Annotated in this window: 13 protein-coding genes; 9 read left to right on the forward strand and 4 right to left on the reverse strand. The window is 44.4% G+C overall.

Annotated elements, in window-relative coordinates; all coding sequences use genetic code 11:
• Nucleotides 1–6: 6 nt before the first annotated feature.
• Both IPJ71_07210 and mtnA read right to left on the reverse strand, forming a co-directional pair.
• Entirely contained in the window at nt 7–1,491 is a 1,485-nt protein-coding gene (locus tag IPJ71_07210; GenBank protein MBK7843470.1) for an O-antigen ligase family protein, read from the reverse strand.
• Between the two features lie 44 nt (nt 1,492–1,535).
• Nucleotides 1,536–2,537, reverse strand: a complete 1,002-nt coding sequence (gene mtnA, locus IPJ71_07215; GenBank protein MBK7843471.1) for an S-methyl-5-thioribose-1-phosphate isomerase — start codon at nt 2,535–2,537, stop codon at nt 1,536–1,538.
• A gap of 848 nt (nt 2,538–3,385) precedes the next feature.
• Here mtnA and IPJ71_07220 point away from each other — a divergent pair.
• Genes IPJ71_07220 through IPJ71_07230 form a run of 3 tightly spaced genes read left to right on the forward strand, consistent with a single transcriptional unit; the run spans nt 3,386 to nt 6,464 of the window.
• Nucleotides 3,386–4,084, forward strand: a complete 699-nt coding sequence (locus IPJ71_07220) for an SIS domain-containing protein (GenBank protein MBK7843472.1) — start codon at nt 3,386–3,388, stop codon at nt 4,082–4,084.
• Complete coding sequence (locus tag IPJ71_07225; protein MBK7843473.1) at nt 4,081–4,956, forward strand: glycosyltransferase family 2 protein; 876 nt, start codon at nt 4,081–4,083, stop codon at nt 4,954–4,956. The genes IPJ71_07220 and IPJ71_07225 overlap by 4 nt, the downstream gene beginning before the upstream one ends.
• A 2-nt stretch (nt 4,957–4,958) precedes the next feature.
• Nucleotides 4,959–6,464, forward strand: coding sequence for a hypothetical protein (locus tag IPJ71_07230; protein MBK7843474.1), 1,506 nt, complete (start codon nt 4,959–4,961; stop codon nt 6,462–6,464).
• Nucleotides 6,465–6,563: 99 nt separating this feature from the next.
• Here IPJ71_07230 and IPJ71_07235 read toward each other — a convergent pair whose 3' ends face one another.
• Together IPJ71_07235 and IPJ71_07240 are read right to left on the reverse strand one after the other, a co-directional pair.
• Nucleotides 6,564–7,121 (reverse strand): hypothetical protein, encoded by a 558-nt coding sequence (locus IPJ71_07235; protein ID MBK7843475.1) that lies wholly within the window; start codon nt 7,119–7,121, stop codon nt 6,564–6,566.
• Nucleotides 7,122–7,235: 114 nt separating this feature from the next.
• The gene (locus IPJ71_07240; GenBank protein MBK7843476.1) at nt 7,236–8,012 is read right to left on the reverse strand and encodes an FkbM family methyltransferase; all 777 of its coding nucleotides are present in this window, start codon (nt 8,010–8,012) and stop codon (nt 7,236–7,238) included.
• A gap of 204 nt (nt 8,013–8,216) precedes the next feature.
• Between IPJ71_07240 and IPJ71_07245 the strand changes: the two genes are divergently transcribed.
• The 6 genes from IPJ71_07245 (at nt 8,217) to IPJ71_07270 (ending at nt 14,023) form a co-directional block, all read left to right on the forward strand.
• The gene (locus IPJ71_07245; protein MBK7843477.1) at nt 8,217–9,275 is read left to right on the forward strand and encodes a glycosyltransferase; all 1,059 of its coding nucleotides are present in this window, start codon (nt 8,217–8,219) and stop codon (nt 9,273–9,275) included.
• 123 nt (nt 9,276–9,398) lie between these two features.
• Nucleotides 9,399–10,721 (forward strand): glycosyltransferase family 4 protein, encoded by a 1,323-nt coding sequence (locus IPJ71_07250; protein ID MBK7843478.1) that lies wholly within the window; start codon nt 9,399–9,401, stop codon nt 10,719–10,721.
• A gap of 241 nt (nt 10,722–10,962) precedes the next feature.
• The gene (locus IPJ71_07255) at nt 10,963–11,790 is read left to right on the forward strand and encodes a hypothetical protein (protein ID MBK7843479.1); all 828 of its coding nucleotides are present in this window, start codon (nt 10,963–10,965) and stop codon (nt 11,788–11,790) included.
• Nucleotides 11,791–11,846: 56 nt separating this feature from the next.
• Complete coding sequence (locus tag IPJ71_07260) at nt 11,847–12,449, forward strand: glycosyltransferase (protein MBK7843480.1); 603 nt, start codon at nt 11,847–11,849, stop codon at nt 12,447–12,449.
• Nucleotide 12,450: 1 nt separating this feature from the next.
• Entirely contained in the window at nt 12,451–13,248 is a 798-nt protein-coding gene (locus IPJ71_07265) for an ABC transporter permease (GenBank protein MBK7843481.1), read from the forward strand.
• Nucleotide 13,249: 1 nt separating this feature from the next.
• Nucleotides 13,250–14,023 (forward strand): ABC transporter ATP-binding protein, encoded by a 774-nt coding sequence (locus IPJ71_07270; GenBank protein ID MBK7843482.1) that lies wholly within the window; start codon nt 13,250–13,252, stop codon nt 14,021–14,023.
• The last annotated feature ends 45 nt before the right edge of the window (nt 14,024–14,068 follow it).

The following is a 14,068-nucleotide window of genomic DNA, read 5'->3' on the forward strand; positions in this document are numbered from 1 at the left end:
CTCGGACTAGACGATCTCCAGCTCTTTCTCGTAGCGCTGACGAAGGGCTACAAGCATGGCAAGAATAAAAACAAAGTTGTGGGTGACTTCTCCATCTGAAAAATTATTTTGAGTCAGACCTCCGACGTGAAGAGATATTTGTGCACCCAAAGCACCCAAGGCCAAAGCTCGGGCCCAAGTTTGATCGAGTGGAAGTTTGCGCCACAAACGCAGGGCCAGGAGAATAAAATATCCTATAAAAAACAAATAACAGCAGAGACCAAGAAGACCCGTTCCTGCAAGAAACTGCAGATAAACATTGTGGGCATGTCCCTTAAAGCCATCGGTGATTTCCATCTTCTCATAATACTCACCAATCCGACGCTCATTTTCTGTGTAGCCAATACCTAATAGGGGATAATCCTTAAAGATCTCCCAATTGGCTGCCCAAAGGGTGACTCGATCACGATTTTCAATGTTTTGAGTTCCAAAGATCGACACAACTCGCTCGCGCACCGGAGGAACAAAGGCCAGAGAAAGCCCGAGAACGATAGCTACGGCCAAAGCACCCCGATAGAATGCCCGGCGCCTCCAGAACCAAAGCATGACCATGACAGACACCGTGCCACTGATCCACACTCCTCTAATCAAGCTCAAGAAAAGACCAAGGCCAATCACGACAGCCACAAGTCTTAACCAGTTTTTTTGCTTTCGAGGCAAATCTGCCACAAAAATCAAACTGAGGACCACGCAAAACCACATGACAAACAAATGGGCGTAGGTCATTGGATTATTGAAAAAACCAGAGGCGCGAAAAATCTGAATTCCAGCCAAGTGCAATGAATGCACCTCTCGACCCGGCCGAATCAAATCGATTCCGGTAAAACTCTGCAAAATGCCATAAAGACTCACAATCAGAAGGACCGGGGTCAGCACCCGAATAAACAGGGCATTCAAAGTGGCATTCAAGGTGGGATTCAAAGTGGCATTCAAGGTGGGATTCAACAAAGTGGACTTCTCTGATGCCTCTGACTTGTCTGGGCTGCCTGACTTCTCTGATGCCTCTGACTTGTCTGGGCTGCCTGACTTCTCTGACTTCTCTGACTTCCCCTGATCTGACCTGTTCGCAAGCAGAGATTTCCAGGCCAAAGAATAGCCGTAAAGCAAAACAATCCATCTGAAGTTGCCGATGACGTAAAGTCTGTCGGTCTCACTGTTTCCGTTAACGTACACTCCCAGTGTGGCTATCAGCCACAGTCCCCAGAGCGCCCCATCGGGCCCAACAGAAATCTCCCGCAATCCGCAAAGAACATTATGAACACCATGAACTCTAAGAACTCTATGAACACCATCAACGCGCGCCTTGAAGTCACCGCCACTTTTTAACTTTAACAACAAAGGTCTCAGGCCAAAGAGGAGGAGAGCCACCAGGGCCGTCAACCATCCAAACAGTTCCATTCCCGCGATCGATACGGGAAGAAAAAACGAGAGCATTAGAACCAAGATTTTCATGAAAACTCCCCTTTTCCGTTTTGCATGCCCAAGCCGGACTTATTTCACCCCGGGCTTATCAAAGATTGCAGGCATCCTTTGAGTAACTCCTGCTGCGAAAAATACCCACAATCCATCACAAGGCCCGTTACCAATTCGACGGGAGTCACATCAAATGAGGGATTGTAGGCCGGTGAATTCATTGGTGCCCAAGTGACAGTTCCGAATGAGCCCATGGCACCTCGAACTTCATTGGGATTGCGCATTTCAATTTCTATTTCAGCGCCCTTTTGAGATTTCACATCCAGAGTAGTGAGTGGGGCCACCGGATAAAATGGAATTTTATGGAAATGGGCCAACACCGCAACGGAATAAGTCCCAATTTTATTAGCAAAATCACCATTGAGCGCGATTCGATCAGATCCAACGAATACTTTATCGATTCGTCCCTTCTGCATGAGCGAGCCCGCCATATTGTCACAAATGAGAGTATAGGGAATGCCAACTCTCTCCAACTCCCAGGCTGTGAGTCGACCTCCCTGGAGTAAAGGCCTCGTCTCGTCAACAAAGACATGGATTTTTTTACCTTGTGCGAACGCAGATTTAATCGCAGCCAGCGCCGTTCCAGATCCAGCGGTAGCAAGACTGCCGGTATTACAGTGCGTGAGAATGTTGTCTCCATCTTGGATCAGCTCGGCACCGATCGCTCCCATCTTATTGCAAAGCTCAACGTCTTCTTCGAGAATATTTTCGCCCGATTCCCCCCGAAGAACTCGGTCAATGGCATTCATCAGATTGACTGCTGTCGGTCGCGATTTGCGAATGCGAGCGGCCATTTCATTGAATACAGATGCAGGCTTCCCCTTCTGGCGCTCAAGTTCAAGAAAACTTGCCGCCACAACCCCGATCAGGGGTGCGCCCCTAACCCGAAGTGATTGAATGGCTTCGATCAAGCGATCAACATCCGAGATCTCTAACCATACTTCGTCTGCGGGCAAACGCGTTTGGTCGATGACATGAAGACGGTTATTCTTTAGCTTCAGCGAGAGAGATTCAAAATTTTTCATTGCTGCCATTCTTCCTATGAGTTGTTAATGCAAACAAGCCTTGGTTCTTGGCCTTGTCTTCTGGCCTTGTCTTCTGGCCTTGTCTTTTGGCCTTGTCTTCTGGCCTTGTCGTTTAGGCATGCCATTCATGCGTCCCTTTATCCATTCGTTTGATCCATTCGTTTGATCCTTGCCATATATGCATGCATTTTATTGGGAACTCCGAGCGAAGTCATGTTGGCATGCAACTCAGCAAAAACCTATCAAGGAATAATTCAAGAGCCTCTAAATTCCACGGAACTTTTCTTTGTGTAAAGGGGTATATATTATTTGGAAAACACCATTTCCACAAGCGAAGCCATGTTACCCTGCCTTCGGCCGCAAAGAATTCCCAATTTCAAGCCAGGACAAGTCGATGTCTTGAATACGATAAATAGGACATTTATTTGTCCTATTTACTCTTAATTCAGGACAAATATAGAACTGGAATGTCCTAATTAGAGCTATAATATATTCATATACTTATTGGATTGCTTAATCGCGTCGAAGATGAGTTTGAGCAGTCTCTCTTTTCACTCATTCAGCTTTCTTAACATCCGAGCATTTGAGGATGTGAATAGAAGAACCACCCTCCTTGTGGCGAACATTCCACTGATTAAAAAGAATCTAAAGCAACTTTCTGACTCTGGATCAAAAATGAAACAAACCGAAGGTTTGAGCCCGAGCCTAAGGTTTGAGACCAAACCGAATGACTCAGATAATCAAAATCACAAGATTGAGGCATCCCATGACAAACTTTGCACCATCCTATGAGACTCCTATTGCGCCATTCTATCAGAGTCCTGTTGCGCCATCCTATGAGACTCCTGTTGCGGCGTGGCCAGAACTTGGACCTCGGACTTCACATCACACAGGAGATCAACTATATCATTCCAATGAACATTCAAGATCCAAGGTATCTCAATCACATATTTGATGGAAATTCCGCTTCGGCCTATTTTTCTGACTATAAACGATCCCTTCATCTCGCGTTAGAGTCGGTCGACCTGAAGAAGGTCGATGAAACCTGTGAACTCATCCTGATGGCAAGTCGCGAAGGGAAAAAGCTTTTGCTGGCGGGCAACGGCGGTTCGGCGGGAATTTCAGATCACCTGAGTTGCGATTTAGGCAAAGGAACATTGAGTGAAAAGCAGCCTCCTATCAAGGTCATGTCACTGAGTGCCAACGGGCCTATTCTCACTGCTATTGCAAATGACTATGGCTACGATCAAATTTTTGCCACTCAGGTAGAGATGTATGGTGAAAGGGGCGATATTCTAATCACCATTTCCTCAAGTGGAAACAGTCCGAATATTATAAAAGCGCTTCATACTGCAAAGAAAAGGGGTCTTAAAACCATTGCATTAACTGGATTCACGGGGGGCAAATGCAAAGACCTCTGTGATATTTCGCTGCATTTTGAATTTAAAAACTACGGAATCGTCGAAGACTGCCATCAGATTGTGCTTCAATCGATAGGACAGTATCTCGCTAAAGTCCGCGACGAATTCCCAATGGCTAAACCTTGAATAACGGTCGCAACTTGGGTACCAATCGCAACTTGACTACCAATTCCAGCTTGAATAACGATCACGACCTAAATACCGGTCAAAGCTTGAATAACGATCGCAGCTTGAATACCAATCGCAATCGGCTCGTTTCCATCATTACGCCAGCCTATAATTCAGAGGCTTTTATCGAAGAAGCCATGCTGTCTGTGCAGGAACAAACCTACCCCTATTGGGAGATGCTCATTGTTTATGATGCAGGCACTACAGATAGCACTCCGGAATTAGTTCGAAAGCAGGCTGAAGGCGATTCGCGAATCCGTTTGATTCAGGTCCCAAGGGGAAGGGGCTTAGCCCTTTCACGAAATTATGCCATCGGCCAAGCTCAGGGACGCTACCTGGCATTTCTGGACAGTGATGACCTTTGGTTGAAGAACAAACTTGAGCTTCAGGTTAAAAATATGCGGGAGCACGGGCACGCTTTCACTTGTACGGGGTTTCGGCGCATCGACGTGAGTGGAGCCGAGCAGGGGCGCCTGATTGAGGTGCCACCTGAGATTAATTATCAGCGGCTCCTTCAACAAAATTGCATTGGTTGTCTCACCGCCATGCTCGATCTTGATCAAGTCGGGGCGGTGCAGTTTCAGGAAGCTAAGCACGAAGATTTTATTCTGTGGCTTGATCTCTTAAAACGGGGCTTTCTTTGCTACGGCATCAACGAAGATTTGGCGCGCTACCGCATCGTGGCCCACTCGCGCTCAGCCGATAAGTTTGAGAGTGTCCTAAACACTTGGCGCATCTACCGCGAAGTCGAAGGCCTCAGTTTGCCTCACGCCGCTCTCCGCATGTCCCAGTTCGCCGCCCGCAATCTAGCCAAATACAGGCGATTCTGATCATGGCGAATCGGGTCCGAGGTTTTTTTTTCGTGGGAATTCTGACAAGCTTAGTCCCCTACTTTATTTTGGCTTTCTTTTCTTATCCTTCAACTGACGACTTTGCCTACGCCACAAAGGTTTTAGATTTTGGCTTTTTGGCAGGACAAATTGAAACCTACAACACCTGGTCAGGAAGATATTTTGCAACCCTCTTATTGAGCTTCAATCCCGTCGCTCAAAAGTGGATATGGGGATTCCCTCTTCTTCCAATTGCCCTTCTTTTAGGTCTGTGGGGCTCTCTTTGGTATGCTCTCAATTCGGCCCTCCAAGCTGCAACTGATGCTGCTGCTGATCATACTGATCATGCTGATAATGCAGATAATGATCGCAGCCCTTCACTGCTCTCAAAAAAACAGATTTTTTGGCTTGCAACGACACTATTTTCTATCTTTCTTTCGCATATTCAGACGCCTGTTCAAGCTTTCTATTGGATGGCAGGCGCCGTGACTTACACCGTACCTCTCATTCTTGTGAGCTTCGCAGTAGGTCTTTTTTTCAAACTGTACCGCCAAGGAAAATTGTATTTTCGTCATTGGCTTGCCCTCTTGATATCTGCCACGATCATTGTGGGCTCCAATGAAACCATTATGTTGCAATGGATGGCGCTACTTTCTCTGCTGCTCTATTTCCTGTTTCGTAAATACCGAAAGGTCAATCTCGGATTGCTCGGAGTTTTCTTATTGAGTTTCATGGGTTCTCTCGTGGTCATTCTTGCCCCCGGAAACAAAGTGCGGACGAGTCACTTTCAAGATGCCCATCGTCCCTTTTATGCCATCTATCGAACGATTGGTGCCTGCATTGAGCATTCGGTTCAGTTCCTCAGTCTACCCCTGATTCTTTTATCCTTGGTTGTTCTTGGTTGGACTTTGCAAAATCGCGAAGCAGTTTTAGCTCGAATTCCAAGTCGCATGCCCAAGTGGCTAATCTTGGGATTTTTTTCTACAATGATGATCTCGGCCTTTTTTCCTTCTATGTGGGCGATGGGAGGCAATCCTCCCGAACGGGTTGATAATACGACCTATTTTTGGTTCCTCCTTTTCTGGCTCGTGACTTTGGTCATTTGGGTGGCGCAACACCCAGAGAGATATCAAGGCTGGCTGAAAAAGCGGCCCGAACTCTTTAAATCTGAGCGTCTTTTGTTTTTATCGGTACTCGCTCTTCTTCTGATTGATAATCATCGAATCGCATATTCAAATCTGTTTGTTGCTGAGGATTACCAGAAGGAATGGATGGCCCGTCAAGCGCAGAGCGAAAAAGCAGGCTTTGCAGGATTAAAAGGCACAGAAGGGCTAGAAGGGCTAGAAGGAAGAGACGGCCATGGCAAGATGAGGCTTGAATTTGCCCCTCTCAAAAATAAACCCAAAATCATTTTTAACGAAGACCTTAATGTCGATCCAACCCACTGGAACAATGAAGCCTGGTCCAAGTATTTTGGTTTGGCATCAGTCAGAACACTTGAGCAATGAGCTTTAGGCGCTAAGATATCCACTTTTAGTCGTTCAGTTCACCCAGTGCGTTCGCCACAAGTTTAATAATCATTTCAATTGATTTGGGATTCGAACCCATTACGACATAATCCTTTTTTCTAAAAATTGCTCGGCTAGCTTGCGTTCGCGAGCCCGACCGACTCGAAGAATTTCAACTGCCGACATCAGGTCATAAAATTCTTTATCCTTCAGCACGGCTTCTGCCAATTTAGGATAGAGTGGCTTAATCACCTGCCCTCGCTTTTTACCCAAAGAAGACGGCCAAACAAAAACGTCCTCGTCACCTTGAACCACCATTTTCTCGTGAGCTGGTGATGAAATACTGGTTGGCACTCCCACCGACAACGGTCCCAGCTGGACCGGGAACACATATTTGATCGCGTGAATCAATAGTTCAAGTGAGGCTGTCCGATTGGGACGTTTGCCGTGGACCAAGCCTGACTTTGCAAGGCGCTGAAGGCTCTTGGCAACCTCCCCTTGGCTAAGGCCCATTTCTTGGGCGACATCAACCTGACGCCAATCCTCTTCGCGTTTTGCGAGTAGCTTCACCAAGAGGGCCACATCTTGAGGTTTTAAAAAAGATGACTGCTGCATGCCCTTAGTATCGGCTAAATCCACAAAATATTCAATATTCAAATATGGAATAATGAATATATGTGTATTTTCAAATAATTAAGTCGTATTTTCAAAAGCCCTAACACCATCGCAAAGCGGGGGGCTTGCCAGTTGTGAGCAGTCTAGAATCAAATCTTATTTTTTCCAAAGTACAGTTCGATCTGAAAGCTCCTGACATTTAAACCCAAGTTCGAAAAAATATTTGGTCAGCCACTCCCATTTTGCTTCTTTTTCATGAGGTTGAAAATGCCACTCCATCACCACAAATTTAGCTCTACCAACAATATCGCGACTCGCGGCTAGGACATCATACTCTGCTCCTTCAATATCCATTTTGATGGCAAAATCCCCATGAGGGGCATATTTTGCGACAAGCCCAGGCAATGAAAACCCATCGACAGAGATGGCTTTCCCGGTAACGGCCTCTCCACCTTGAACCAAGGAGTGAGCATTGTTGTGATGGGCCAAAAATAATTCGACTTTTTGATCTTTGCTCGTCACGGCCCCTTGAATCACTTGGGTGCTCTTTCCGATGCCATTCCTTTTAATGTTGTCTTGGAGCAAGCTATAGTTTTCAGGATTAGGCTCCAAGACAATGACCTCAGCCTCAGGAAAAATTTGTTTGATCCAAACTGAAAAAACCCCGATGTGCCCGCCCAAATCAAAGATGCAACGGGGTGCAATAACCCCAGATTCGATGATCCCACGATACTCCCAGCCAAGGCCAACTGCCATGACCTCATTGAGATCGCGGGTATTCGGCCTCACCGCAAATTGACAACCATTGTCGAGTTCTACCCAGCGCTTCTGTTTTGAAGGAATTATTTTTGCCTGGTTAGGAAATACAATCCACCAGGGTTTCACTCTCGTGCTCCATTTTCCATACCGAACAAAGGACTCTACGATACCCATCTATCAACTCCCCGAATTAAAATATATTCGTTTCGACAGTCGTTGCTACAGTCAATGCCACAGCCATTGCTACAGCACATGGGACCCATCTGACCATCTCAATTTATTTAGTCAACCCCACAATTTGACAGCATATGAACTGTTTGACTCGAGCTTCGAATGACTACAGAATGGACCCCCACGTTTTGGATTTTGGAGAATTATTTGACAACCACACAACCAATAAGGATTCGCAAGATATCAACAACTCGCCGGGGATACGGAGGCAATATCTACGAACTATATTTAGAGGAGTTTTTGGAGGAATACGGAAATTTTGAGCGACTCGATTTGAGCTTTCAATCAAGCGGGTGGTTTCGCCTCTTTGAATTTCCAATCTACCTCTTTCGTCTGTTGTGCACCTCCCTTTTTACTCACGGATTTCTCATTCGAAATTCTCAGGCAGCCCTATTTCCACTAAAAAAAAAGGGTGGTCTGACGATTGTCTATCATATTGATGAAACCCTGAGCCCTCTCGCATCGAGGCTATACCAGCGGCTTATGGCCACCTGCTTTTTTTTCTTTTCCCGTAAAACTGATCCCATCGTGGTGATTGCTCAGTACTGGAAAGACTATTTCCTGAATAAGGGATTTACCAATGTTCACTTGGCATATTGTCCGTTTGATGTCTCCAAATATCAAACTTCTGAATCTGAGATTGAATCCTTTAAACAAAAATATGGGCTTGACTCCAAACCGTCCAAACCTCTTGTTTATATCGGAAACCCTCAACTGAAGAAGGGCACCCATCTAGCGTATGAAGCGCTAAAGAACGAGGGCTATGAGCTTGTTACGTCGGGCGAGGGACCTCTTATTTTGCCTGGAACAAAAAACCTATCTTTAAAATTCGACGATTATATCACTCTCCTCGCAGCCTGTGATGTTGTGGTCACCTTCTCTCAGTTTAAGGAAGGATGGTGCCGCGTGGCTCATGAGGCCATTCTGGTAGGCACTCCGGTTGTCGGATCCGGCAAGGGCGGCATGACAGAAATCCTTGAACAAACAGGGCAAATTGTTTGCCCTTCCACTTCATTGCTCAGGGACTCGGTCAAGCTGGCACTGGAGCGTGGGAAAATACTCAGCCCGAAAGCTCGAATATGGGCTCAGTCATTTGACATTGAGCGCTTCAGAAAAGAATGGCAATGCATCCTATGCGAACTCACCCCTAATCTGCCAAAATTTGGAAAAGCCCTTATGGCACTGGACCGCGAGACTCAGTTATGAGGCATTGCGGGATGATCCATTCAGACTCATTTTCAGCATACTTTTTACAATAGGCACTTTGACAGATTAGAAACCATGCGCCATCATTGGCAATCGCGATAGGCGTATAAATTAGGAAATTTCATGAGTCGTGTTTGGTTTGAGGTATCGAGCCTAGTAGGGTGGTCTGGCCCATTGACGGGAATGCAGAGAGTAACTGTATCCTTGATACTCGAGTATATAAAACTCGACTCAAATACTGGTCTCGTGACCTTCAATCCTGACACTAAATGTTTTTACGAAGTGCCAGAAAGCCTTGTTTTAGATCTGGCATCGGCGATTAAGGAAAAGAACCAGGGAAGCTTAAGGCGAAGCTGGAGATACCGCTTAAAATCATTTTTAAAAGGACAGATCCCTGAATCCTTGTTTCCCCTTTTGTCAGAAATTCGTAAAATCGTTCTCGGGTATTTAGGAGTTCTACAACGTTTCCTTCAGGGCCATATCCCTGAATTTTCCTCCCCATTTCGTTCGGGGGATAAGTTGATTGCTCTAGATGTCACATGGGGACGTCATAATTACATACCCTACCTGCCCTATTTCAAAGAAAAATTCGGACTCGAGTTTTTTCACTTGATACACGATATCATACCGATAAAATTTCCTCATTACTACGAGCAGCGTTTTAGCCCACATTTTCGCGAGCACATTCGTCAAGTTATTCAGTTGTCGACGGGGATACTTGTATATTCAGATAATTCTAAAAAAGATATTTACGAATGGTCGCGGCAAGAAGGCCTTAAACGACCACAAATTTCTCGCATTCATTTGGGATCAGACTTTGAATCTATTGCAGGAGCCAATGAGGTGTCTGAACTGGTCGGCAAGAAATACTGCCTTTACGTTTCCACCCTGGAAATCCGAAAAAATCATATTCTATTGCTTAAAGTTTGGAAACAATTAATTGAAAGCATGGGTGATCATGTACCTTTTTTAGTGTTTGCCGGCCGACGCGGATGGATGATTCAGGAGACTCTAGATTTCATAAAGGAAAACCCTAAACTCACCCAAAGGTTAATTTGGCTGCAAAATACCTCCGATAGTCAACTCGATTGGCTTTATCAAAATTGCTATTTCACTCTCTATCCTTCATCATATGAAGGCTGGGGTCTCCCCATTATTGAAAGTTTAGCAAGAGGCAAGCTTTGCCTCGCCTCCAGCACAGCCTCAATGCCTGAAGCTGGACAAAACTTCGTTATCTATTTTGATCCCAATTCTGAAGCGGATTGTAGAAAACAGATATTGCCCTTTATTTTGTCCCCCGAATTGGTAACTGAAAGAGAAAACTTTATTAAAATCAATTACCTCCAAACGCGCTGGTCCGAAACCGCAGCGGATCTTTATGACATTATAAGAATGAATCCCAATAGACCCACAGCGAGACTGGTTCCCTCAAAGGAAAGACTCTAAAGTAGCATGACCTTAAATAGAGAGCCCTATTGAGGAAATGACAAAAATCAACCTGCGAACTGTATTCATGCGCGTTAAATAAGTCTAGACAGATGGTTCCCCTATCCAAGTTACGCGAACAACCAAATGCATTTGCAAATGTTTTTCAAGTCCGCGATAGTAATTCCTGGCCAGCGTGAGACAACTAGAATATCTCTCTCAGGACTTGAATATGCTGGAGACCTCAGATGGGAAGTCACAAATGAGCTCATATATTTGGATAGATGTTACAACTTCATTTCGATGGGCTAAAAAACCGACCGGCATACCTCGCACCAGCAACGCAATTGCCTTCAGATGGGCTAACTTAAAACATCCAAAATTAAAATTTTGCATTTACAATCAAATTGACAGGTCCTTTTCAGAAATTGACAGATCAGAAGTCTTGCTTCACCTAGCCTCAGCAAAGTCAGACTCTCCAGAAAAATTCGATGCCTCAAGCTTGATCAGAACGATTTCTCAGGCAACAGCATCTGCTAAAACCCCTGAATTATCACTTCTGCGTTCAATTGTAAAAAAATTAATATTATCGCTGCCGCCAGATATACGGGAGGTTACAAGAGAACTTTTGCGAAATGGACTTGCACTGGTTAGATATACGACCTACCTTATAAAGTGGCTGTCTACCCAGTCACCCATTGTTCCCAATCAATTCAAGCGATGGGTTTCTCCTTTCGGAAAACTGACTAGTTTACGAAAGGCGCGAATCTCCAACAATGATTCCTTGGTCTCTTTAGGTTCCTGCTGGTCTGAAACTGGTTACATTGAAACCATAGATAAATTATCAAAAAATATCGATGTAAAATACGTTCCTCTTATTTATGATGTCATTCCTGTCATTTTTCCTCATTTTTTTGATATTGGATTTAGTGCAACCTTTAAAAAGTGGGCCTTGGAATCAATTAGGATTTCAAGTGGAATTCTTTGTATTTCCGAAAATACCAAGAAGGACATCCTCGATATCTCAAAAACCATGAATACTTGTTTCTCCAAAAGTGCTTCCTTTGCGTTTGGGAATGGATATTTCTGATTCAGCTCTAGTTGCTGACCAAATATCCGGATTCCGCAAGGCCATTCATTCTATGTGTGGGCACCCTTGAGGTCAGGAAAAATCATTGGCTTCTCTACCACGTTTGGCGCAAATTAAGCCTAGAGTTGGGAGAGAAGGCTCCAAATCTTGTTATTGCGGGACAACCGGGCTGGTTATCTGCCGATGTTATCCACCTCTTACGCTTCGACCCACTAATTGCCAACAAAGTAAAAATTTTTAACGATTTGGATGACAAGTCTATTTTATGGCTATATGAAAATTGCCTCTTTACTGTTTATCCTTCCTTTTATGAAGGGTGGGGGTTACCTGTGGCAGAGTCCCTTGCCTGCGGAAAATACTGTATCTCAAGTAATACGTCCTCTCTAAAGGAAATTGCAGGAGAACTCATTGATTATTGTGATCCAACAAGTATCGCCGCCTGGACAAAGGCCATCATAAACGCTCATAATGACCGCGAATACATTAAAAATAAAGAGGGCCAGATTAGGTTGAATTTTAGACTGCAAACTTGGGACGAAACGGCGAAAGAGGCACTTCAGTTTGTGATGTGTGCTTCGATGAATCCGCAGGCACCTGAAGAAGGGCTCAGGGCTGGTGCGGCTGAACTGCCAGGCGTTTCATTTGTCGAAAGTGTATGAGATGATTTTTGGTTCTTTTCTCCCACTCGGTGTAGACATCTTTTGTACCAAGAAAAAATTTCTAGTACTCAACCTAGTAAGTAGAAATTTAAAGCTTAAGTACCGAAGGTCAATACTTGGAATACTTTGGACCCTGCTAGTGCCTGCCGCCTCTGCAGCAACCTATTACCTGGTTTTTCAGTTTGTCATGAAAGTTCCAATTCCCAACTATTTGTTATTTATTATTTGCGGAATTTTGCCTTGGAATTTTTTATCTCAGAGCATTACCCAAGGAGTTGAGTCAATTGTCGCTAACTACCCGCTGTTGTCAAAGGCCCCTATCCCAGGGCAGGTGTTTACCTATACAGAGACAATCACATCGTGGGTAAACCTCATGCTTTCTACTCCGGTTGTACTAGCCATTGCCTTCGTCACTGGCGCTCCCATTGGATGGCAACTGGTTTTATACTTTCCTATGATGGTACTTTTATTCATCCAAGGCTACAGTCTCTCTTATATGTTCGCGGTACTTTTCGTTTATTTTAGAGATTTTCGCCACCTTAGTGGTATTTTCATTCAATTGTGGTTTTATGCAACACCCGTCCTTTACAGCCAAAATCTCATACCTCAAGATTATCGATGGATAGTTGCGATTAACCCCTGCGGATATATTTTCACGGTTCTTCATAAAATATGGGTTACCGGTGAATCTATAAATCTCTCGGAGGTATTTGGTGCCATTGGGTGGACTTGTTTTCTGTTTATTCTCGCCACTTTGATCTGTAGGCATTTTTCCAATTCATTGGTAGAAAAAATTTAGTATGGCCAAAAAAGAAAGCGTCATTACCATCACAAGTGTTTCTAAAACATTTTCCATTAAACACCAGAGGCCCAACAACATTAAATCTTTTCTGATTCAGCTGAGTCATTTCCAGTTCAGTTCCGGAACAGAGACGTCGATAACGGTGCTTAAAGATCTGTCTTTTACAATTTATGAAGGTGATTTCGTCGGCATAATGGGAAAAAATGGGGTTGGCAAGAGCACTATCCTAAAGATTATCACTGGAATTTATACGCCTACTACCGGTATGGTTTCCACAAGCAAAAAAATTGTTCCCCTGCTGGAACTTGGAGCTGGATTCCACCATGAGCTGACAGGATATGAAAACATTTTTCTAAATGCGGCAATACTAAATTTTGGTAAGAGAGAAATCCTTAGCAAGGTAGACGACATCATAGGATTTTCGGAACTTGGTGAGCATATACATCAGTGCGTTCGTAACTATTCGAGTGGGATGCTTATGAGGCTAGGCTTTAGTGTTGCGGTGCATCTTGATGCTGACGTTTTTATCTTCGATGAAATTCTAGCGGTTGGGGATTTAGGGTTTCAAAAAAAATGTCTGAATAAAATTCATGAACTTAACGAGAAATACAAAAAAACTATTATCCTAGTGACTCACAGTCCAGATCAAGTCCTCGTCCATTGCAATCGATGTATTATTTTGGACCACAGCGAGGTGACCTACGATGGCTCACCCAAGATAGGAACGCAAAAATACTTGAGTCTCACCGGATCAGCTCTCGCGCCACAATGATAAATTTACAAGAAAAACGGTGCTTAGTTATTCTGCTCTTCCTCT

This window comes from Bdellovibrionales bacterium (assembly GCA_016714165.1).
In the GTDB taxonomy this organism is placed as follows: domain Bacteria; phylum Bdellovibrionota; class Bdellovibrionia; order Bdellovibrionales; family UBA1609; genus JADJVA01.